A 21786-nucleotide genomic window follows, 5' to 3' on the forward strand; every position below is an offset into this window, starting at 1 on the left:
ACTCCAGCGCCTCCGGACCGACGTCGTCCGACACCGCCGGGGCGACCTCGTCCAGCGACGCCGGCCAGACGTTGGCGCCCAGCTCCGCGCCCGGCGCGTCCGACGCGACGTCGGCGCCCAGCACCACGGGCGGCCAGGACGGCTCCTCCGGCAGCGGTTCCAGCGGTACGTCCGGCAGCGGCTCCGGCAGCTCCGGCGGTTCCAGCAGCACGGGCGGCGGCTCCGGCTCCTCGAACTCCGGTTCCGGCTCGGCTTCCAGCGGCACGTGCAAGACCTCCGACCTCGCCATCTCGGCGACGCGCGGCCCCGCGGGAGAGGGACTGGAGCTGGTCGACTTCACGAACATCGGCCAGAAGTCCTGCACGATGCACGGCTTCGCGGGCGTCTCCCTGCGGGGGAGCTCGGGCCAGTCCGTCGACGTCCCCCGCCGTGACCCCGGCACCACGCCCACCGTCAAGCTGGCCCCCGGCCAGGGGAACGGTTTCTCCCTCTACTACGCGCTCAGCGGCAGCAGCGACAAGAGCAGCGGCTACACGTACACCACCATGATCATCACACCGCCCAACGAGACCCACTCCAAGTCCCTGAAGGTGGCCATCGACGTGCCCGTCTCCGACCCGGACCAGAGCTACGTCAACAAGAACCTGGAGATCTACGCGGTCGGCACGACCCGGTAGCGAACGTTGGCCTCCCGGCCGCCCAGGCACGACGGTGTCCCCGATCCCGCATACGCGCGGGTCGGGGACATCGTTTCGAAAATAGCTGAGCCCGGATCTCAGGCTGATATGCCGTCGATCCGGGCCAGGGCGTCATCCGCGCCGAAGGGTTGCAGGTATGGCAGCCACCTCGGGTCCCGATGACCGGTCCCGATGATCCGCCAGGCCAGCCCCGACGGTGGGGCCGGTTGATGGCGCAGCCGCCATCCCAGCTCGGCGACATGGCGATCGGCCTTGACGTGGTTGCAGCGTCTGCACGCCGCCACCACGTTGTCCCAGGCGTGCTGGCCGCCACGGCTGCGCGGGATGACGTGGTCGACGCTGGTGGCGGCGGCCCCGCAGTACGCGCACTTGCCCCCGTCGCGGGCGAACAGCGCCCGGCGGGTCAGCGGCACGGTGCCCCGGAAGGGGACGCGGACGAATTTGGTGAGTTTCACGACACTCGGCGCGGGCAGCGCCTGGGTCTCGCTGTGCAGGTAGGCGCCGGATTCCTCCAGGCACACGGCCTTGTTGTTGAGCACGAGGATGAGTGCGCGGCGAAGCGGTACGACGCCGAGCGGCTCGTACGACGCGTTCAGGACCAGGACATGCGGCACGGATGCCTCCTTTGGCGCCGGCGGCGCGTGGCTCGCGCCGGGACGATCTGGCCTCAGTCTCTCCGGAATGCGGTGCACCGCGCCACCATGCCCGGGTAACGGACCGAAGGTGTTTTGGACCACACTTCTGCTCCTCCCATCTCACTTCCCCTGGTGTGGCAACGCCGCCTCACCCTCCATACATCCCCCGATCAGAGCCCTTCCGCCCTTCCAACGTGCAACGGAACGACATCGTTCACATGTTTTTCGCGCCGTTAGATTGGACCCTTCGCACTTCGACGGAGGTCTCGTACGTGTCCAGCCCGACGCCGCAGCCCCAGAACACGCTGCCTTTCACGGACGTCCCCCGTTCGGCGGCACAGGCCAGCAGCTGGGTCGACGACAACTGGGCGAACTGGCTCAGCTCGGGACTGCGCATCCTGCTGATCGTCGCGATCGCGGTCGTACTCCGTTCGGTGGTACGCAAGACGATCAGCCGACTGATCGAGCGGATGAACCGGGGTGCCGAGGTCGCCGCGAACACCGCGCTCGGCGGGCTGCTGGTCAACGCGGAGCGGCGCCGGCAGCGCAGCGAGGCGATCGGGTCGGTGCTGCGCAGCGTGGCCTCGTTCCTGATCCTGGGCACCGCGGCGCTGACGGTGCTGTCCGTGCTGAAGATCAACCTGGCGCCGCTGCTGGCCAGCGCGGGTGTGGCCGGGGTCGCGATCGGCTTCGGCGCCCGCAACCTGGTGACGGACTTCCTCTCCGGGGTCTTCATGATCCTGGAGGACCAGTACGGCGTCGGCGACGTCATCGACGCGGGCGTGGCGTCCGGCACGGTGGTGGAGGTGGGCCTGCGGGTCACCAAGCTGCGCGGCGAAGGCGGCGAGATCTGGTACGTCCGCAACGGCGAGGTGAAGCGGATCGGGAACCTCAGCCAGGGCTGGGCCACCGCCGTGGTCGATGTCCAGGTCGGCGCGGGCGAGGACCTGGAGCGGGCCCGCGCGGTGATCGCGGCGACCGCCGACGACATGGCCAAGGAGTCCCCGTGGGACGAGCGGCTGTGGGAGCCGGTGAAGGTGCTCGGCCTGGAGTCGGTCGGCACGGACTCCGTGGTGGTGCAGGCCCAGGCCCGCACGATGCCCGGGCAGGCCGCGAACGTCTCCCGCGAGCTGCGCTGGAGAATCAAACACGCGTTCGCCCGCGAGGGTATCGTGATCACCGGCGGCCCCGCCGTCCCCGTGCCGGCCCAGTCCGGCAGCGTGGAGGACGGTCCCCCGGCCGCGGCAGGCGCCGCGGAGGCGGGCGACACCCAGGGAGGGAACGAATGAGCACCGATGCCGTGGCCAGGAGCGCGGGCGAGAACGGGACGGCTGCCGGAACGGCTGACGGCACGGCCGCCGGCACGGTGACCGTGCCGGCCACCGACCGGACCGCCGCGGATTCCGCCGCCGATCACGCGCCGCGCCCCACGGATTCCGCCGCCGGCTGGTCGCTGCGCCCCGCGACACCGGCCGACGTGGAGACGGTGGCCGAGCTGAAGGTCGCGGTCATGCGCGCGGACCTGGAGCGGCTCGGGCGGTACGACGACCACCGGGCGCGGCAGCGGGTGCGGGACGGCTTCTCGCAGAAGCACACCTCGCTCATCACGGTGGGCTCCGACGTCGCCGGGTCCGTCACCTTCCGCCCCGCCGACGACGGCTCCCGCGTCCTGGAGCACTTCTACCTCGCCCACCGCCACCAGGGCCGCGGGCTGGGCACCGCCGTACTCCGCTCGCTCCTCGCCCGGGCCGACGAGGAGGGCGTCACCACCCGCCTGATCGTCCTCCAGGGCAGCGGCGCGCGCCGCCTCTACGAGCGCCACGGCTTCACCGTCGAGTCCGAGGACCCGATCGACGTGTTCATGATCCGCCCGCCCGCGCTCAGCGGGGCGGGGCTCCCTTCGAAGGGATGAGGCCCGAGGTGATGGTCATCGGGTCGGCGGTGAAGACCGTCAGGTAGAGGTGCTGGTGCGGGGGGAAGCCGCGGTAGCCGCCGGGGGGCGTGAGGCGGTAGGTGGTGGAGGCGTGCGGGGGCAGGGTGCGGGCGCCGGACCGGATCGCCCACCAGCCGGAGGAGCCCTGGCCGCTGCGGGACGCGAAGTGCGGGGTCAGGGTGGCGGACCCCTTGTTGGTCACCCGGACGGTCACGGAGGTGAGCCCGTGGTGCGCGCGGGCCGGCTGCGTGGTGATGGTCATCGACAGCGGCGGCGGGCTCGCGACGGCCACCGCCACGCACAGCACCGACGGGACCAGCAGCCCGGCCACCACCGCCGCCTTGGCGCGGCGGCCGCGCAGCCGCTCCGGCAGCCGCGGCTGCCAGGCGTGGGCCAGCGCGGAGGCGGGCACGGTCGCGAGGGTCGCCAGCCACAGCGGCGTGAGCATCAGGAAGTAGCCGTCCTGCGAGCGGGTGGCGAAGTAGAACGACGCCCACGGCAGCACCGTGACCGCGAGCCCGAGCCGCCGCACGAACAGGCAGGTGGCGGCGAGCAGGCCGAGCAGGAGCAGCACGCTGGCGTAGGAGTAGAAGCTCAGCCGGCTGCTGCCGTCGGTGAAGTAGTACGAGATGTCCACGACGCCCTGCCCATGCAGGATCGCGTTCTGCGTCAGCGGCAGCATGATGCCGTGCAGCCAGCCCACCGGGTCCTGCGCGGCGAAGTACGCGTTCAGGATGCCCCAGGACACCAGGGCGGTGCCCGTGTAGCGGGCCGTCAGCGCCAGCGCCTCGCGCCTGCCGAGTTCGCCGCGCCGCACCGCGTAGAGCGCGACGAGCAGGAACGGCGTGAGGAACCAGGCGAGTTGCTGGGAGGCGCAGGCCGCGCCGAGGCAGACCGCGCGCACCACCCCGGCGCGTCCGAGCCGGCCGCCGGCGCCGGTCTCCGGCCAGCGGACCACGACCGGGACCAGCAGGGCGAAGGCGAGCATGGCCGGGTAGCCCTCGCGGGCGTACTGCGGCAGCAGGTCGAAGCCGAGGCACACGGCGGTGGCCGCGGACCGCCACGGCGCGGGCAGCATCAGCCACAGCACGACGGCGCCCGCCATCAGGGCGCCGGTGCTCACCATCGTGGCCGCGGCGGTGCTGTGCACCACCAGGTGCACGGGCGCGGTGAGCAGCGCGGTCAGCGGCGGGTAGCCGTACGTGTAGTCGGCGCCGCCGCTCATGGTCTTGGTGAGCGCGATGCCGCTGTGCTCGAACAGCCACGGCCACGGCTGGTCGTAGATGGGCCGGCCGTGCGCGATGGCGTGGGCGGCCTGGGCGGTCAGCACCCCCTCGTCGGCGCCCGCGTGGTGGAGCGCGTAGCGGCAGACGACCAGGACGAGGGCGATCACGAGGACGCCCGCGTCGACTCTCGCCAGCGCGCGGCGGGTCCGCACGGCGCAGGCGGCGACGCCGGCGACGAGAATCCCGGCGTAGCAGACCGAGATGAGGGCGGCGAGCGACGGGTGCCTGCCCATCGCCTCGGTCCAGGTGCCGCGGGTCCCGATGAACAGGCTGATCGTGCCGATCAGCGTCATCCCGCGGTGCCACTGGGCGGGGGTGGCCGCGGACCCAGGCGCCGAACCGCCCGGTTCCGCCTGTTCCGCCCCCTCCCGCGCCCCCTCGTGCCGGGCCGGCGCCGCGGTGCCGTCCACCGATGCCGGTGGTCGTTGCGCCACTGCCCCGCCGCCCGGATACGAGCCTGCATCCATACCGACCGTTTCCTCCCCCGGCCCCGACGCCCGCCGGTGGTCCGGCGGCACGGCGCGGGCACGCGCGACTACTTGTGTGGAGGGGAGCCGAGGCTCCGGCGTTGCGCCGATCCGGTGTGGATTTCCCCCGACAAGGACGACCGCGCGACCTCCGCCCGGGTTGTCCTCACAGGGCGTTACGAGTGCGTGAACTCTCGCCGACGCCCGTGCTACGTAAGGGATTTCGCCGCTCCCGGGCCCCTCGCACCGGGGTGCGCCGCGCGGTCTGCGCGCGGCGGTCGGTGGCCCGCCGCCTGCCGACCGATGAGTTCGCGCCGTCCCGATCGTCAACCCGGGTGAACCGCCGACGCTCAGGAGCCGGCCGGTCGGTTCCTGAGTCCGTCGGCGGGTCCGTAAGCCGGTCCGTCAGCCAGTCCGTCAGCCAGGAGGAATCGTGCGTGAGTTGCGAGTGGACATGTTCAGCACCGTGGACGGATACGGCAGGGGCGGGCCGCAGCCCGCGCCGTACTGGGGCTACGGCGCCCCGGGCCTGTACGGGTGGATCGACGCGCAGCTCGCCGAGGACCATGTGATGCTCATGGGCGCCACGACGTACCGCGAGATGGCCGAGATCGTCGCGCAGCACGACGACCCGACCTTCCCGCGCATGGCCGAGCTGCCCAAGATCGTCTTCTCGAAGACCCTCAACCCGCCGCTGACCTGGGCGAACACCACGGTGGTCGATGAGCCGGTGGAAACCTCCGTGCCCCGGCTGAAGGCCCTGCCGGACGGGCTGCCGATGCGGACCATCGGCAGCCCGTCGCTCGTCCGCAGCCTCTTCCGGCTCGGTCTGGTGGACCGGGTGCGCATCATGCTCTTCCCGACGATCCACGGCACCGCCGGCGAGGGCCCGGTCTTCGCGGACCTGCCCGACATGCGGCTGAGCCTGCTCGGCACCGCGGTGCTCGACGACCGTGTCGTCCTGCTCGACTACAGCGTCGGGGAGGACTGACCGCCCGCCCCGGCCGCCGCGCCCACCCCGTGGCCGGGCGCGACGTACGCCGACGTCGTAGGAGCGCCGTCAGTCGAACTGGCCGGCCACGTAGTCACCGGCCGGCTGCCGCACGATGACGTTCAGCCGGTTGAAGGCGTTGATGACGGCGATGGTCGTCACCAGGGCGACCAGTTGCTCCTCGTCGTAGTGCTTCGCGGCGTTCGCCCACGCCTCGTCCGTGACACCGCCGCCCGCGTCCGCGATCCGCGTGCCCTGCTCCGCCAGCTCCAGCGCGGCGCGCTCGGCGTCGGTGAAGACCGTGGCCTCCCGCCAGGCGGCGACCATGTTGAGGCGTACGGAGCTCTCCCCCGCGTGGAGGGCGTCCTTCGTGTGCATGTCGAGGCAACCGCCGCAGCCGTTGATCTGGCTGGCGCGGATCTTCACCAGCTCCAGCGTCGCGGCCGGCATGGCGGAGTCGTCCACCGCCTTGCCCGCCTTGATGAGGTGGCCGAGCGCCTTGACCCCGACCGGGTTGTTCATGACCTTCAACCGAGCATCCATCGTGTTCCCTGCCTCTGCCGTACTGTCGCACTGTTCTGCGTTGACGCCCCTCTGACGAGACAGCCCGCCGGAATGTGACAACGCCCCCGGCGGCCCTGGTCAGCGGCGGTGGGAAGCGGGAGAAGGACGACGGACGAGGAGCGAGGAATGGACGGCAGCGTGCCCCTCGCGGTCCGCTACTCCCGGGAGCCGTACGAGACGCACGCGCGGCCGCGCCACGCGGACCCGCGCCGGCTGACGCGTGTCGTCCGGGCGCTTCCGGCGATGAGCACGGGGTACGACCCGCTGCGCAAGGACCTGCTCCACGCGCTGGCGTGCTTCGTCGAGTTGCCCGCGGCCGTTCAGGCGGGGCTCCCCCGCTTTCTGGCCCGACTGGGTTGGCCGGAGGCGGAGATCGGGGAGGCGGTGGCCGCGCTGCGGCGGGTGCGGAGCGATCCGCGGACCCCCGAGGAGTGGGTCGTCCACGACGTCTACGTCATCGAGACCGGCCAGGGGCGCTGCCTGACCCCGATGGGCGCGCACCTGCAAGCTCACCCGGGCGACGTCCCGCCGCAGCCGGCGCCCGCGCCACCGGGTGCGGCCCGACTCGCCGTGCTGGAGCGGCTGCTGGACCGGATCACGGCGGACCGGCGGGATCACCCGGTACGGGTGGCCGTCGACGGGGCGACCGCCTCCGGCAAGACGACCCTCGCCACCGAACTCGCCGAGCGGCTCATCGCACGCGGCCGTCCCGCCGTCCGCGCCTCGGCCGACCTGTTCAAGGTGCCGCCGGAGCTGCGGCGCCCGGCCGTCGAGCGGCCGGACCTCCAGCGGGAGTGGCCCATCCGGCGCGTCTACGACACCGGGGCCCTGCGCGGACAGCTGCTCGCCCCGCTCGGTCCCGGCGGTGACCGCCGCTACCGCACCGCCACGTACGACGGCTGGACCAGGCGCTCCCTGCTCGACCGCCCGCTCCTCACCGCGCCCGACTCCGCCGTCCTGCTGGTGGACGGCGCGTTCCTGAGGGAACCGGAGTTGGAAGACCTCTGGGACTTCTGGGTCCATGTCGAGGTCGACACGGAGGTCGCCGTCGAGCGCTTCGTCGTACGCGACGCCCTGTGGACGGCGGACCCCGAACCCGGCGCCATGCGCGAGCGGTACCGCGCGAGGTACCAGCCCGACGAGACCGCGTACGCCCGCCAGGTGCGCCCCCTCGAACGGGCGGACGCGGTGGTCAGGAACAGCGACCCGGCCCACCCGGACCTGGTCCTGCGCTGAGCTGCCGCGCGCGTGCTTCCCGCCTTGGGCCGCTTCGCCACGGCCGCTCGTCGAAGGTCAAGTCCACTGTTCCCCAGGGCCGTTCGGCACCGCGCCCGCGTCACCTCGGGGGGCCGCCATCGTCATCGTCACCGGAACCAGCGTGCGGGCGGTCGCGGCGAGCACCGCCCGGTCGGAGTCAGGGAGCCCCTGGCGGTCCCGCTGGGCCCGGTACAGCAGCGCCAGCGCACGGGGGGTGTTCAGGTCGCCGCTCATCGCCGCGTCGAACCGCGCGAGAACGCGTCTGCCGTCCGGGGACAGCAGCGCCACGGCATCCGCATGGGACCGGACCTCGGGGAGTGGTTCGAGACGCTCCGTGAGACGCGCCCACCGACGGCGGACGGTCGGTGCGTCCCGGAAGGCGATGCCGCGGCGCAGATCCGTGCGGTCGACCTTCCGTGGACGGCGGTAGTGCCCGGAAAGGAGGAGGCCCAGTGCGACATCGGGTAGCGACACGCCGAGGTCCGCGAGCTCGTCGAGGGTCGGCAGACGCCGCTCGCGGTGCCAGTCCGCGGACAGGTACATGCTGAACCTGCTGATCCAGACCACGTCGACCACCATGTGGCAGAGCGTTCCCGTCACGTCGGCGGGCGGCGATGCGGCTACGTGGACGCACACGCGCCCGGCTGCGGACGCAGGACAGCCGCCGCCCCGAGGCGGCAGCCCCCGAACGACTTCGTACCCCTTCCAGACCAGCAGCCGGCGCAACGCCTCGGCCGTCAAGGCGGCTCGTGCGTCCCCTATGGTCGGCGAGGGTGGGGCGGGCGTCGGCGACAGCAGGACCGGCCCCTCAGCCGGGGGTGGGAGCGGAAGCCTCCGCCGGCTCCCCGCGTCGTACAGGAACACCGGCTCCCCGTGACCCATCACCGGCTCGCGTCGGAAGCGAGGAGACCCGGGATCTCAGCCGGTCGGGTGGCCGGCGGATCTCGCGGACGCTCGGGGCCGACGACGGGGTGGTTCACCTCTCCCATCGTAGGGCTCCGACAGGCCGGTCGGGTCAGAGGCTGATCGCCGCTATGCCGGCGAGGACGATCGCGGCGCCTATGACGCGGCGCGCGAGGTGGGCTTCGTGGAAGAGCCGCCAGGCGAGGAGCGATCCGATGACGATGGAGGACTCGCGCAGGGGCGCGACGAGTGCGACGGGTGCGGTCCGCATGGCGGTGAGGACGAGGACGTAGGCGAGGGGGGAGAAGACCGCGATGGTGACGATCGGCGCCGCGTTGACCCGGAGGGCGGTCGGGATCTGGTCGCGCCGGCGGAGCGCGCGTGGCGCCAGGATCAGGCCCTGGAGCAGGAACGTGCCGGCGAGGTAGGTCACCGGGGCCAGGTGCAGGGAAGTGACCGAGTGGCTGTCCCAGAGGGTGTAGGCGGCGATCGTGGCACCGGTCGCGGCGCCCCAGAGCACGCCGTGAAACGCCTGGCGTCCACCGCCGCGGAACGGGTTGCCGGCGACGACGACTATGCCGACGACGACAACGACGGCGCCGAGCGTCGCGATCGCGCTGAGCCGTTCTCCGAGGAGCAGGATCGCGGACAGCATCGTCACGACAGGCCCGGTCCCGCGCGCGACGGGGTAGACCACGCCGAGTTCGAAGCGGTCGTAACCGGTCTGCAGGGTCAGGGAGTACACCACGTGCATCACGGCTGAGACCGTCGAGCCGACCACAAGCTGCCAACTGAGCGGCTGCGTACCGGTGATCACGGGGACGACGCCGGGCGGGACGCACACCAGCGCCGCCGCGCAGGTGTAGGCCCAGACGAACAGGACGGTGTCGCCCCGCTTGTACTTCGACGCCGTGTTCCAGATCGCGTGCGCGACCGCGGCGACCAGGACGATGGCGATCGTGCCGCCCCGCATCAGGTGATGTCGGGGAGGTCGATGCCGGCGCGCTCGGCTCGGCGGCTGTGCTCCGGGTCCCGGATGGCGAGGGCGGCCACCAGCGCGTCGACGACCACGAGGTCGGCGAGCCTGCTTCCCGCGGCGGCCATCTGCGTCGGCAGCGGCGCGCCGCCGACGACGAGGGCGATGTCGGCGAGGACCGCGAGCGGCGTGTCGTACTGGTTGGTGATCGCGATCAGCGTCGCGCCGGCGGAGGAGGCGGCATCGGCGACGCTGAGGGTCGACGAGGTGCGTCCGGTCGAACTGACGGCGATGACCACGTCGTCGGGGCGGAGGAGCCGCATCGCGATCATCGCCGACTCGTGGTCCGGGATGGCGACAGCCCTCGCGCCGAGTGCGCGGAGGCGGAACACGGCGTCCGCGGCGACCGCGGCGGACGTGCCCGCGCCGATGACGACCACCTGGCCCGCTCCTTGCACCGCGCCGACCGCTTCGTCGAGAGCCGCGAGGTCCAGGGCGCCGCCGAGCGCGGTCAGCGCGTCATGGCCGGTTCGTATGGACGTCTCGAGCACCGCGGCTGTCGAGGCGTTCTCGGTGAGCGCTTCCGAGGGCGCGAAGAACTCGGTGGTCCCGCGGGCGCGGGCGATCTCCAGCTTGAGTTCGGTGAAGCCGTCGAACCCGATCGCTCGCGCGGCGCGGACCACGCTCGGGGCGGATACGCCCGCGCGGGCGGCGACTTGGGCGGTGGTGCTCGTGCCGACGAACAGCGGATCGGAGAGCAGGAGCTTCACCACCTTCGCCTCGCTCGCGGCGAGATCGCCGCTGCGGGCCTGCACGATCCCGAGCCAGCGCGTGAGCGGGTCGTCGCCACGTTGCGAAACGCGATTACCTGTTCCGTCGTCCATGCGTAACAGAGTAACCTGGCGGCCATGGCTCAGATCGACTCCTCGGCGAAGAGGACAACTCCCTTGCCCCCGACCGTCGCAGTGGTGGGTCCGGGGGCGATCGGCACCACCGTCGCGGCGGCGCTCCATGAGGCCGGCCGCACCCCGATGCTCTGCGGCCGCACGGCTCGCGAGCGCCTGGAACTGCGCGTGGGACCGGGCCCGGAACCGCGCCTGGAACCGTGCGTGGAACCCCGGGACGCCGACGGTCTGGTCGTCGTCCCGGGGCCGGTGCGGATCGATCCGGCGCAGACCGAGGAGGCGGTCGACCTTGTCTTCCTCGCCGTCAAATCGACGCAAGTGGACGCGGCGGCACCGTGGTTGGCGGCGCTGTGCGACACGGACACCGTGGTCTGCGTCCTGCAGAACGGCGTCGAGCAGGAAGCGGCCGTCGCGCCCCACGTCCCCGGCTGCCCCGTGCTGCCCTCGGTCGTGTGGTTCCCGGCCCAGGTGCAGCCCGGCGGTTCGGTGTGGCTGCGCGGCGAGGCCCGCCTGACCGTGCCGGACACGCCTGCCGGCCGCGTGGTGCTCGACGCGCTGCGCGGCACCCGGTGCTCGGTCGACGTGGCGGAGGACTTCACGTCCGTGGCGTGGCGGAAGCTGCTGCAGAACGCGGCCGCCGGGTTGATGGTCCTCACCGGCCGCCGGTGCGGCATGTTCGCCCGCGACGACATCGCCCGGTTGTCCCTGGACTACCTGCGGGAGTGCCTCGCGGTCGCCCGGGCCGAGGGCGCGGTCCTGGGCGACGAGGTGCCGCAGGAGATCGTCGACGGATTCCGGGCCTACCCGGCCGACATGGGCACCTCCATCCTCGCCGACCGCGCGGCGGGCCGGCCGCTCGAATGGGACATCCGCAACGGTGTCGTACGGCGGCGCGGCCGGGCCCACGGCATCCCGACGCCCATCAGCGACCTGGTGGTGCCGCTCCTCGCGGCCGCCGGCGACGGACCCGGCTGACCCGTCGGGCGAACGGGAGCCGGACCAGGGGGCGTTGGGCGTCGGACCTTGGGCGTCGGACCTTGGGCGTCGGACCTTGGGCGTCGGGCCTTGGGCGTCGGACCTTGGGCGTCGGGCCTTGGAGCCTAGGACCGACCGCGGTGGGCGAGGACCCCCGGACCAGGACCGGCGGCGGTAGGCCGGGGCCCCCGGACCAGGACCGACGACCGATCGCGGCCGTGATCGCCGGACGGGTACTTTCCTGGTGGTGGATCGGTCCGCTACGGGACCGGCTCCGGTACGGGATCGGCCGAGTGCCGGATCGGCCGGACTCCGCCCAACCGCACAACCCGCACACCCCGCACAACCCGCACACCCCGACCAGGGAGACCCCCATGCGCGTCATCGCTTTTGACCATCTGGTGCTCAATGTCGAGGACGTCGACCGCGCCCTCGCCTTCTACTGCGGGCCGCTGGGCCTGGAGCCGGTGCGCGTGGACGAATGGCGTGCGGGCAAGGCCCCGTTCCCTTCGGTCCGGGTGAGCCCGACCACCATCATCGACCTGGTGGCGAACCCCCGGGGCGAGTCCAACGTGGACCACCTCTGCCTGGTCGTCGAGCCCCTGGACTGGCACGAGGTCGTGGAATCGGGCGTGTTCACCGTCGTGGACGGCCCGGGCAAGCGGTTCGGCGCGCGAGGAGACGCCCAGTCCCTCTACGTCCTCGACCCCGACGGCAACACGATCGAGCTGCGCTGGTACCCCGAGGACGCCGCCTGAACGGCGGCCGGGCGCACGGGATCTGACCCACGGGGGCGGCGTGCCCGCGGGGATACTGGACGGGTGAACCCCGTTGGCCCTGTTGACCCCGTTGCCCCCGTTGACGCCGCCGGGCCCGTGGACCCCGTGATCCGTTTCCGGTTCGGGTTGACCCCGTTGGCGGAGGTCGAGCCGTGGGGCGCCGGGCGCGAACTGCACTGGTTCGGGCTGACCGACGGGTGGTACGGCATCGATGCCGGCGGCCACGAACTGCTGCGGTACTCCGCGCGGACCGTTCGGGAACTGCGCGGCGAGCGTGACGGCCGCGGCGCACCGCACCCGTACGTGGAGTACTACGTCGTCCGCCTGTGGGAGGACGTGCTCGCGCTCGTGTCGGGGGCGATGGAGCCGGTGCCGCCGGACCTCGTGGGCATCGCGGCCGAGGTCGCCCAGGAGTGGCCGCACCTCGACACCGTGGAAACCCCCGAGGCCGACGCCGCGTTGACCTGGCACGGCGCGGGCTACCTCTACACCGGCTATCTGCGCATCGCCCCGGCCGTCCGCCTCTGGCGCACCGTCGTCGGTGACGACGACACCGTGACCGTCGCCTGGCGCCACGAACCCGACCCCGAGGGCGTCATCGAGTTCACCGGCCCGCGGACCGGCCGGGTGACCGTACCGACCAGTGCCTTCGTCGCGGCCGTGGCCGAACTCGACCGTGCGCTGCTCGCCGCGATGGACCAACGCATCGCCGAACTGGCGGAGTTCGGCGCCGCGTCCGATGTCCGGCTGGACGTCGAGCAGTTGCGCCGCGACCACCACGAGCGTGCCCGCCGGCTCCCCCGTGCCCTGGCCCACGCCCCCCGCACGGACTGGGACGCCGTACGCACCGGCCTCCGCGCTCTCCTCGGCCGAACTCCCTGACCGCGTCGCCTTCCGCGTATGCCTTGCGGAACCGGGGTGGTCACGGGGCGGCCGACGTCGGGTCGGGCGCCGCCGTAACGGCCTTGGGGCCTTCGGCAGTTGTGGTGGCGGTGAAGGTGCGGCGGGTGGACCAGGTCAGGGCGGCTGTCGCGGTCAGGGCGAGGAGGGGGACGCTGAAGCCGGCGCGGGTGCCGGCCGGGCCGTCGACGAGCCGGCCGACCGCGGCGGCGGAGACGGCGATGCCCCCCGCGCACGCGGAGTTCGTCCAGGTGAAGGACTGGGTCAGGACCGACCGGTCCACGACCGACTCGACGAGCGTCGAGCAGACGATGATGCACGGCGCGACGCCGACGCCGGGCAGCAGGAGCGCGCAGCCCAACCACAAAGGGGTGTCGGCCAGCAGCGGCAGCAGCGACGCACCGGCCAGAAAGCTGAGGATCAGGGGCAGTTGGGCAGCGGGCGGGGTGTGCGGGCGGTGCCGACAGTAGGCGAGTCCGGCCAACAGGCTTGCCGCGCTCATCAGTCCGTACAGGAACCCGGCCGAGGAGGCCGCGTGGTGGGCGTCGGCGAAGGCGCTCACCGAGACCTGCGTCGAGCCGAAGAAGACGCCCAGGGCGAGGTTGACCGCCAGCAGGGTGGCGAAGTTCCGGGTCCACAGCGTCCTCGGGCGCGCCGTGCTGGGCGTACGGGCCGGGGCGGGCGGGCCTGCGGGCGGGCGTGCGGATGGGCCTCCCGGCGGGCCTCCCGGCGCCGGGGTCGTACGGCGCTGCGCCGCGAACGCCAGCCCGCCGCCGACGACGAGCGTCCCCGCCAGCACCGTGCCCGCGGCCGGGTGCAGCCGAGTCGCCGACAGCACCGCGAGGGCGGGGCCGAGGAGGAACGCGACGTCGCTGCTGATCGTTTCGAGCGCGAAGGCCGCGGGGAGTTCCGGCCTGCCGTGCAGCAGCGCCGACCAGCGGGCCGCCGAGAGCGCGCCGACCTGCGGGATGGTCGCGCCGGCGGCGAGGCCGGCCGCCATCAGCGCCGCCGTGGGGGCCCCCACCAAGGCCAGCGTGACGAGGGCGGCGAGCGCGACGGCGTGCGCGCACAGGAGGGGGACGAGGACGCGCGGCTGCCCGAGCCGGTCCATGAGGCGGGCCGTCTGCGGGCCCACCAGGGTCTCCGCCACGGCGTACGCGCCGGTGACCAGGCCGGCCGCCCCGAACGACCCGGTCTCGCCGTGGATCAGCCAGACGATGCCGAGGCCGGCCATGGCCACGCCGACCCGGGCGGGGGCGGCGGCCAGGAAGAAGGCCGACGCGCCGGGGGTCCGCAGGGCGGAACGGTAGGAGGCTGCTCCCGTCCGAGCCGCCACGGGGGTACGGGACCTCCGCGCGGTACGGCGGAGTCCGGGCGCGGCACGCCCCAACTCCCTTGCGGTGGAGCCGGATTCGGGTGCGATACGACGGAACCAGTGCCGTGGTGTCACGGCGAACCTTCCGCTGCGCGGTGGGGCGGTCCGGGGGCGGCGCCCGTTCGCGGGCACCGCCCTCCCACCACCAGGAGTCGTCCATGGTGACGCGGGCGGGGCGGCATCGAAGTCCGCGGCCGCCTCCGCGTCGGCTCCATCGCCGGCAGAAACGTCGAGTAGTGAGATCGGGAAGCAAGACCCGCGGTCGGCGTCCGGTTCAGGGCCGACGTGCGGATCGAGCAGGAGTCGACACTAGCGGTGCCGCCGGGCGGAGAGAAGCGGAGAGGAAGCCCGTTCTCTCCCCGCTCGTACCGGCGCCGTCCGCGGCGGCGCGGGCCACCGCGGCGGACCCCCCCTCCCCACACTCGTTCCACTCCCTCAACGATCACTTCTCGAAGACAGGTGGACACTTTCCGTCAGCACTTGGCACACTGGGCCCCACCCGTCACACAGCTCCGACGCGTGACGGCACTTGCCACATACGGCCCGGGGGGGACGCATGGGAAAACCGCAGGGTGACGGCGATGGCTTCGGCGGCATCGACCGACCGTCGACGGCAACAACTCCGCGCAGGCGGCCGACAACGACTGGCGGTCGAAAGCGAACCCCTTCGGACTCCTGACCACCGAACTCGGTGAACTCGGCGAACTCGACGCCCACTTCGCCTGGACACGCGACCAGCTACCGATGCTGACGCGACGGCACAGCCCGGCCACCGCCAGGAGGACGGACTCGTATGACAGCAAACGGGACGAGGGCGACTTCGACGGTCCGGAGGAGGCCAACCATAAGGCACCGGACGGCAGTGGCCGCGCTCGGCGGACTGCTGCTGACCCTGGTGACCGCGTGCGGCGGCAGTGCACCGAGCGCCACCAGTCTCGCGGACAAGCAACGGCGGCCGGTGGCGAAGGAGTACTGGAAGATCTACCGGGCCGTTCACGACGTGACGAACGGCTGGGATGTCACCGACGGCACCTTCGAGTACTGCGCGGGCAAACGGCCCCGACTGGACTACAGGATCGTCTATTTCGCGGCCGGGTCGACCGGCAAGGAATCGGAGGCTCAGATCGACGCCACCCTCGTGGCCCGGCTCAAGACGGTCGGCTGGAACCTCGCCCCCGCAGGCAGCAAGCGTTTCTCAGCGACGCGTGGGGACCTCACCGTGCGAACGTACGAATTGCCCGAGAGTCCCGAGACCGGCAAACGGGTGGTCACCGTCAACGTGCAGAGCGGCTGCGTCGACTACGGGAACAACGTCGCCCGCGTCCTCAAGGTGGTGGACGAATACCCCCAGAAGGACGCCGCCTCCTCCCCCGTCCCCACCGGGCTGGCCACGCGGACGCCCTGACGGGGAGGGGGAGTTGGGGGAGGTGAAGGGTCAGGTGGTGGTGAGGAGCTGGAGGGTGTCGATCACGCGGTTGGAGAAGCCCCACTCGTTGTCGTACCAGGCGACGACCTTGATGTGGCGGCCGTCGACGCGGGTGAGGGCGGAGTCGAAGATGGCGGAGGCGGGGTTGCCGGTGATGTCGGAGGAGACGAGGGCGTCCTCGGAGTACTCGAGGACGCCGGCGAGCGGGCCCTGCGCCGCGGTGCGGTAGGCGGCCAGGACGTCCTCGCGGGTGACATCGCGGGAGACGGTCGTGTTGAGTTCGACGATCGAGCCGACCGGGACCGGCACGCGGATCGAGTCGCCCGAGAGCTTGCCGTCGAGGTCGGGGAGGACCAGGCCGATCGCCTTGGCGGCGCCGGTGGTGGTGGGCACGATGTTGACGCCGGCGGCGCGGGCCCGGCGGGGGTCGCGGTGCGGGCCGTCCTGGAGGTTCTGCTCCTGCGTGTAGGCGTGCACCGTCGTCATGAAGCCGTGCTCGATGCCGGCGAGGTCGTGCAGGACGGCGGCGAGCGGCGCGAGCGCGTTGGTGGTGCAGGAGGCGTTCGAGACGATCGTGTGCAGGGCCGGGTCGTACGCGTCGGTGTTGACCCCGTAGGCGAGGGTCACGTCGGCACCGTCGGACGGCGCGCTGACCAGGACCTTCCGGGCGCCCGCGTCGAGGTGGGCGCGCGCGGCCTTCGCGGAGGTGAACCGGCCGGTCGACTCCAGCACGATGTCGACACCGAGGTCGGCCCACGGCAGCTGCGCCGGCTCCCGCTCGGCCAGCACCTTGATGCGGCGGCCGTCCACGACGAGGACGTCGCCGTCGACGCTCACCGGGCGGCCGAGCCGGCCGGAGGTCGAGTCGAAGGCGATCAGGCGGGCGAGGGCGGCCGGCTCGGTGAGGTCGTTGACGGCCACGACCTCCAGGTCGGTGTCCCGTTCGAGCAGCGCGCGCAGCACGTTGCGCCCGATGCGGCCGAATCCGTTGATGGCGATGCGGGTCATGAGTGGTGTCCCCAGTTCCTGAAGTCTCTTCGCGTTCTCCACCCAGGTTCGCGTGCGGCGGCGGCGTACGGCGTAGGCCCGAGCGCCACGGTTCGCAAGGATCGCGCCACGCGCGCGCCACAGGCGTCCCGCACCCGCACCGCCCCCGGTCACGCACGCGCCACAGGCGTCCCCGCGCCCAGTCACACCCGCGCCGCGCCCGGCCACGCCCGCGCCGCGCCCGCCCCGGACCCCGCTACTCGCCGCGCGTGAACGTACGCCGGTACTCGCTCGGCGTCGTCCCCAGCGTGCGCTGGAAGTGCATCCGCAGGTTCGCCCCCGTGCCCAGGCCCACGTCCGCCGCGATCTGCTCGACGCTCCGCTCGGACCGTTCCAGCAGCTCGCGCGCCACGTCCACCCGGGCCCGCATCACCCACTGCATCGGCGTGTACCCGGTGTCCTCGATGAAGCGGCGCGAGAACGTACGGGGCGACACCGCCGCGTGCCGGGCCAGCACGTCGAGGGTGAGCGGCTCGCCGAGCCGGCGCAGCGCCCACTCGCGGGTGGCGGCGAACCGCTCCCCCAGCGGCTCGGGCACGCTGCGCGGCACGTACTGCGCCTGGCCGCCGCTGCGGTACGGGGCCGCGACCAGGCGCCTGGCCGCGTGGTTCGACGCGGCCACCCCCAGCTCGCGGCGCAGCACGTGCAGGCACAGGTCGATCCCCGAGGCGGCGCCGGCCGACGTCAGCACGCTGCCCTCGTCCACGAACAGGACGTTCTCGTCGACCCGGACCCGCGGATGCTTCGCCGCGAGCGCGCGCGTGTAGTGCCAGTGCGTGGTGGCCCGCTTCCCGTCGAGCAGACCGGTGGCGGCGAGCGCGAACGCGCCGGTCGAGATCGCGGCGAGCCGCGCGCCCCGCTCGTGGGCCGCGATCAGCGCGTCGACGACGGCCCGCGGCGGGTCCTCCCGGTCCGGGAACCGGTAGCCGGGGATGAAGACGATCTCGGCCCAGCCGAGCGCGTCCAGGCCGTCGGCCACGTGGTACGACAGCCCGTCGCCCCCCGCGACCAGCCCGGGCGCGGCACCGCACACCCGTACCTCGTACGGCATGCTCGCGCGGGTCGAGAAGACCTGCGCGGGAATCCCGACGTCGAGCGGCTTGGCCCCTTCGAGCACGAGGACGGCGACGCGATGCAGGTGGGAGGCGGGCACGGGCACCAGGGTAAGCGGCGGTGCCGGGGCGACGGCCGACCGCGCGCGCCGCGCCGGACCGGGCCGGGCCGGACGAGGCCGAGCCGCGTCGAGCCAGGCCGCCCCCGGCCGAACCGCACGCGCCGCACCACCCGGAGCCACGCCGCGCCACACCCCGCCGCGCCGGCCCCGCCAACCCCCGTACCGCACCGCCGACACGCACCCCAAACCGGCAGAACGGGCGTTATTCGTAGGGCGGCTGACGACTGTTCACACAGGCGTCATCATCCCGCCCGAAACGATCCGCGCGGAATCCGTTGCCCTGCACATCAATAAGGGCCATGATCTCTCACTTCAAGGTCGGCTGGAGAACCGTGGCGGCAGTCGCCGCGGCGCTGACCGTCTTCGGCCTCGCAGGGGCCGACGCCGAAGGCAGTACCGCCACCGCGGCGACCACCGGCCAGCGGTACTCCGCCGCCTGCCCGGCCGCGGACGTGGTGACTCCCGCCCTGAACAGCAATCTGATCGCCAACCCCGGCGCCGAGGACTTCACCGCGGTCACCTCGCTCGGCGCACCGGCCGGGGACACGCAGGACGTCCCCGACTGCTGGGAGGCGTCCTCTCCGATGAACGCGCCGGGCGCGGTCCTGGAATCGACCTCGTCGTCGGCTCCCGGCCAGACCGGCAGCCGCACCTTCTACGGCGGCTACGACTACGACTCCCCGCAGGTCTCGATCGTGGGCGTCACCACCACGGCCACCCAGATGATCGACGTCAGCTCGCTGGACGCGGGCGGCAAGTCGTTCACGCTGACCGGCGCGATCGGCGGCTACACCACCCAGAGCGACTACGCCACCGTCACCGCCGCGTTCCAGGACGCCGACGGCGCCACCCTCGGCTCCGCGGCCCTGGCCCCGGTCAACGCCGCCCAGCGCGGCAACATCACCAGCCTGATTCCGGAAGCGGCGGCCGGCACGGTCCCGGCCGGCACGAAGAAGATCTTCGTCACCGTGGCGTCGACCGGCGTCAGCGCCGGCTACGGCATCGACGGCCGGGCCGACAACCTGAACCTGACGATCGCCCCGAGCGATTCGGGCCAGCACTACACCGCGCCCTGCCCGGCCGCCGACCAGGTCACCCCGGCGCTCAACGCCAACCTGATCGCCAACCCCGGCGCGGAGGACTACACCGCCGCGACGGCGCTCGGCGCACCGGCCGGCGACGACCAGACCGTCGCCGACTGCTGGACCAGCGCCTCCCCGCTCGACGCACCCGACGGCACGCAGGAGTCGGCGCCCTCGACCTCTCCCGGCGTCACCGGTGACCGGGTCTTCTACGGCGGCTCGAACCCCGACGGCGTCTCGGCCGCGGGCATGGTCACCAGCGGCACCCAGCTCGTCGACGTCGGCTCGCTGCACGCGGACGGGCAGCCGTACAAGCTGACCGGCGAGGTGGGCGGCAACGCGTCGCAGGGCGACTTCGCCCAGGTCATCGCCACGTTCGAGGGCACGGACGGCGCGACTCTCGGCACGGCGTCCATCGGCCCGGCCACCGCGGCCCAGCGCGGCAACACCTCCGCGCTGCTCTCGGACGGCACCTACGGCACGATCCCGGCCGGCACCCAGAAGGTCCTGGTCACGATCATCACGGCAGCCGTCGACGACGACCGCGACAGCGACGGCGCGGCCGACAACCTGAACCTGACCATCGGCCAGAAGTCGGTCGGCCAGACCTACACGGCGCCCTGCCCGGCCGCCGACCAGGTCACCCCTGCGCTCAACGCCAACCTGATCGCCAACCCCGGCGCGGAGGACTACACCGCCGCGACGGCGCTCGGCGCCCCGCTGGGCGACGACCAGACCGTCGCCGACTGCTGGACCAGCGCCTCCCCGCTCAACGCACCCGACGGCACGCAGGAGTCGCGTGCGTCGACGTACCCCGGCGTCACCGGCAGCCGGGTCTTCTACGGCGGCACGAACCCCAGCACCGTCTCGATCCCGGGCATCGCCACCACCGGCACGCAGACCATCGACGTCGGCTCGCTCGGCACGGACAGCCAGCCGTTCAAGCTCGCCGGCGACCTCGGCGGCTACTCGACGCAGAGCGACTACGCGACCGTCACGGCCACGTTCGAGGACGCCAAGGGCGCCACCCTCGGCGCGGGCATCATCGGCCCGGTCACCGCGGCCCAGCGCAACAACGTCTCCAGCCTGGTCCACCAGGCGTGGTACGGCACGGTCCCGGCCGGCGCCGCGAAGATCCTCGTCACCGTGGCCACGGTCGGTGTCAGCAGCGGCGCCAACAGCGACGGCACGGCCGACAACCTGAGCCTGACCATCGGCTCGGGCGCGGTGCCGTCGGGTCCGGTCCTCCAGACGATGCCGTACGCGTCGGTCGGTGACATTCCGGGCACCCACGTGGACCCGGGCACCGGCGCCGTCGTCCCCAACGTCACGCCGGGCTCGCTGTACCGGCCCGCGGGCGTGTCCGTCGGCGGCAACTCCGCGCAGGGGGCGCAGGCGAAGGCCGACGTCCGGGCGGAGCTGACCAGCGTCGGCGACGGCTCGGTGTACGTCTCGAACACCGGCGACAACGTGGTGGCCAAGCTGCGCAACGGCGACACCGCGATCATCGCCGGCTCCCTGGAGGACAACGGGGAGAAGGGCGACCACGGCAAGGCCACCGACGCGACGCTGTACCAGCCGGCCGGCACCGCGGTGGACGCGGGCGGCGACGTCTTCATCGCGGACAGCGGCGACAACGTGGTCCGCGAGATCACCCCGGACGGGCTGATCCGGCGGTTCGCCGGCACCGGGACCGCGGGCCGCAGGACCTCCTCCAGCGCGCTGTCGACCCAACTCGACGGCCCCGCGGCGGTGGCGGTCGACGCGGCGAGGAACGTGTACGTCTCCGACACCCACAACAACCGGGTGGTCGAGGTGTCCTCGAAGGGGAAGGTCGTCCGGGTGATCGGCACCGGCCGGGCCGGGTACGCCGGAGACGGCAAGGCGGCCACGCGGGCGCAGCTGAACCAGCCGAACGGGCTGGCGCTGGACGCGAAGGGCAACCTCTACATCGCGGACTCGGCCAACAACGTGATCCGCCGGGTGGACGCGAGGACCGGGACCGTCACCACGGTGGCCGGGAACCACGCCGCGGCCAAGGCGAGCGACGGGCTCGGCGGGTTCGCCGGCGACGGCGGACCGGCCACCGCGGCACGCCTCAACGACCCGCAGGGCGTGACCGTCGACGGCGCGGGCGACCTGTTCGTCGCCGACACCTTCAACAACGCGATCCGGCAGGTCACGCCGGACGGGACCATCACCACCGTGGTGAACTCCTCGGCCGCGCCGGGCGGGGAGAGCAGCGGCGCGGCGCCGACCGCCTCGAAGCTCAACACCCCGATCGCGGTCGCGGTCGACCTGTCCACCCACCTGCTGTACATCGCCGACACGCGCAACAACGCCGTCGCCCAGGTGCTCGGTGTCGCCCAGTCCGGCACCGCGGCCGGCCCGGTGGCCCCCGCGAAGTCCTGAC

20 protein-coding genes are annotated in these 21786 nt (G+C 72.9%); 10 read left to right on the forward strand and 10 right to left on the reverse strand.

Features of this window, described 5'->3' with window-relative positions; translation table 11 throughout:
• A partial coding sequence (locus AB0399_RS32840; protein WP_366413813.1) for a hypothetical protein occupies positions 1-364 on the reverse strand: 364 nt, incomplete at its 3' end.
• Here AB0399_RS32840 and AB0399_RS32845 point away from each other — a divergent pair.
• Positions 327-677, forward strand: coding sequence for a DUF4232 domain-containing protein (locus AB0399_RS32845; RefSeq protein WP_366413812.1), 351 nt, complete (start codon positions 327-329; stop codon positions 675-677). The genes AB0399_RS32840 and AB0399_RS32845 overlap by 38 nt on opposite strands.
• Positions 678-775: 98 nt before the next feature.
• Here the strand turns inward: AB0399_RS32845 and AB0399_RS32850 are convergent, their stop codons facing one another.
• The gene (locus AB0399_RS32850; protein ID WP_103889250.1) at positions 776-1312 is read right to left on the reverse strand and encodes an HNH endonuclease; all 537 of its coding nucleotides are present in this window, start codon (positions 1310-1312) and stop codon (positions 776-778) included.
• A 293-nt stretch (positions 1313-1605) separates the two neighbouring features.
• Between AB0399_RS32850 and AB0399_RS32855 the strand changes: the two genes are divergently transcribed.
• Positions 1606-2622, forward strand: a complete 1017-nt coding sequence (locus AB0399_RS32855; RefSeq protein WP_328464219.1) for a mechanosensitive ion channel family protein — start codon at positions 1606-1608, stop codon at positions 2620-2622.
• Positions 2619-3245: a GNAT family N-acetyltransferase gene (locus tag AB0399_RS32860; protein ID WP_366413793.1), complete on the forward strand. Its 627-nt coding sequence runs from the start codon at positions 2619-2621 to the stop codon at positions 3243-3245. Before AB0399_RS32855 ends, AB0399_RS32860 begins: the two co-directional genes overlap by 4 nt.
• Here the strand turns inward: AB0399_RS32860 and AB0399_RS32865 are convergent.
• Positions 3214-5019, reverse strand: a complete 1806-nt coding sequence (locus AB0399_RS32865) for a hypothetical protein (RefSeq protein WP_366413794.1) — start codon at positions 5017-5019, stop codon at positions 3214-3216. The two genes, AB0399_RS32860 and AB0399_RS32865, sit on opposite strands and share 32 nt — an antisense overlap.
• A gap of 433 nt (positions 5020-5452) precedes the next feature.
• Between AB0399_RS32865 and AB0399_RS32870 the strand changes: the two genes are divergently transcribed.
• Positions 5453-6010 (forward strand): dihydrofolate reductase family protein, encoded by a 558-nt coding sequence (locus AB0399_RS32870; protein ID WP_329369360.1) that lies wholly within the window; start codon positions 5453-5455, stop codon positions 6008-6010.
• Between the two features lie 69 nt (positions 6011-6079).
• Here the strand turns inward: AB0399_RS32870 and AB0399_RS32875 are convergent, their stop codons facing one another.
• Positions 6080-6553, reverse strand: a complete 474-nt coding sequence (locus AB0399_RS32875; protein ID WP_366413795.1) for a carboxymuconolactone decarboxylase family protein — start codon at positions 6551-6553, stop codon at positions 6080-6082.
• 147 nt (positions 6554-6700) lie between these two features.
• On the opposite strand from AB0399_RS32875, the gene AB0399_RS32880 reads away from it, so the two are divergent.
• Entirely contained in the window at positions 6701-7810 is a 1110-nt protein-coding gene (locus tag AB0399_RS32880) for a hypothetical protein (protein ID WP_366413796.1), read from the forward strand.
• Positions 7811-7867: 57 nt separating this feature from the next.
• Here AB0399_RS32880 and AB0399_RS32885 read toward each other — a convergent pair whose 3' ends face one another.
• The 3 genes from AB0399_RS32885 to AB0399_RS32895 all read right to left on the reverse strand — a co-directional run bounded on the left by AB0399_RS32885 (position 7868) and on the right by AB0399_RS32895 (position 10594).
• A complete protein-coding gene (locus AB0399_RS32885) occupies positions 7868-8572 on the reverse strand; it encodes a DALR domain-containing protein (RefSeq protein ID WP_366413797.1) in 705 nt (234 codons plus the stop codon).
• Between the two features lie 274 nt (positions 8573-8846).
• The gene (locus tag AB0399_RS32890) at positions 8847-9707 is read right to left on the reverse strand and encodes a DMT family transporter (RefSeq protein WP_329369353.1); all 861 of its coding nucleotides are present in this window, start codon (positions 9705-9707) and stop codon (positions 8847-8849) included.
• Positions 9707-10594: a MurR/RpiR family transcriptional regulator gene (locus tag AB0399_RS32895; protein WP_366413798.1), complete on the reverse strand. Its 888-nt coding sequence runs from the start codon at positions 10592-10594 to the stop codon at positions 9707-9709. The genes AB0399_RS32890 and AB0399_RS32895 overlap by 1 nt, the downstream gene beginning before the upstream one ends.
• A 24-nt stretch (positions 10595-10618) precedes the next feature.
• Between AB0399_RS32895 and AB0399_RS32900 the strand changes: the two genes are divergently transcribed.
• From AB0399_RS32900 to AB0399_RS32910, 3 genes are all read left to right on the forward strand, one after another.
• A complete protein-coding gene (locus AB0399_RS32900) occupies positions 10619-11590 on the forward strand; it encodes an oxidoreductase (protein ID WP_366413799.1) in 972 nt (323 codons plus the stop codon).
• Positions 11591-11964: 374 nt separating this feature from the next.
• Complete coding sequence (locus AB0399_RS32905; protein ID WP_329369347.1) at positions 11965-12348, forward strand: VOC family protein; 384 nt, start codon at positions 11965-11967, stop codon at positions 12346-12348.
• 126 nt (positions 12349-12474) lie between these two features.
• Positions 12475-13251: a DUF5984 family protein gene (locus AB0399_RS32910; RefSeq protein WP_366413800.1), complete on the forward strand. Its 777-nt coding sequence runs from the start codon at positions 12475-12477 to the stop codon at positions 13249-13251.
• 40 nt (positions 13252-13291) lie between these two features.
• Here the strand turns inward: AB0399_RS32910 and AB0399_RS32915 are convergent, their stop codons facing one another.
• Complete coding sequence (locus AB0399_RS32915) at positions 13292-14605, reverse strand: MFS transporter (RefSeq protein ID WP_366413801.1); 1314 nt, start codon at positions 14603-14605, stop codon at positions 13292-13294.
• A 901-nt stretch (positions 14606-15506) separates the two neighbouring features.
• Between AB0399_RS32915 and AB0399_RS32920 the strand changes: the two genes are divergently transcribed.
• Positions 15507-16049, forward strand: coding sequence for a hypothetical protein (locus AB0399_RS32920; RefSeq protein WP_366413802.1), 543 nt, complete (start codon positions 15507-15509; stop codon positions 16047-16049).
• A gap of 30 nt (positions 16050-16079) precedes the next feature.
• Here AB0399_RS32920 and gap read toward each other — a convergent pair whose 3' ends face one another.
• Together gap and AB0399_RS32930 are read right to left on the reverse strand one after the other, a co-directional pair.
• Positions 16080-17078, reverse strand: coding sequence for a type I glyceraldehyde-3-phosphate dehydrogenase (gene gap, locus AB0399_RS32925; protein WP_329369339.1), 999 nt, complete (start codon positions 17076-17078; stop codon positions 16080-16082).
• A gap of 235 nt (positions 17079-17313) precedes the next feature.
• Positions 17314-18270: a helix-turn-helix domain-containing protein gene (locus AB0399_RS32930; protein ID WP_328464251.1), complete on the reverse strand. Its 957-nt coding sequence runs from the start codon at positions 18268-18270 to the stop codon at positions 17314-17316.
• A gap of 320 nt (positions 18271-18590) precedes the next feature.
• On the opposite strand from AB0399_RS32930, the gene AB0399_RS32935 reads away from it, so the two are divergent.
• On the forward strand, positions 18591-21785 hold the full coding sequence (locus AB0399_RS32935; protein WP_366413803.1) for a hypothetical protein: 3195 nt from the start codon (positions 18591-18593) through the stop codon (positions 21783-21785).
• Position 21786: the final 1 nt, after the last annotated feature.

The organism is Streptomyces sp. NPDC088194, from assembly GCF_040702025.1.
In the GTDB taxonomy this organism is placed as follows: domain Bacteria; phylum Actinomycetota; class Actinomycetes; order Streptomycetales; family Streptomycetaceae; genus Actinacidiphila.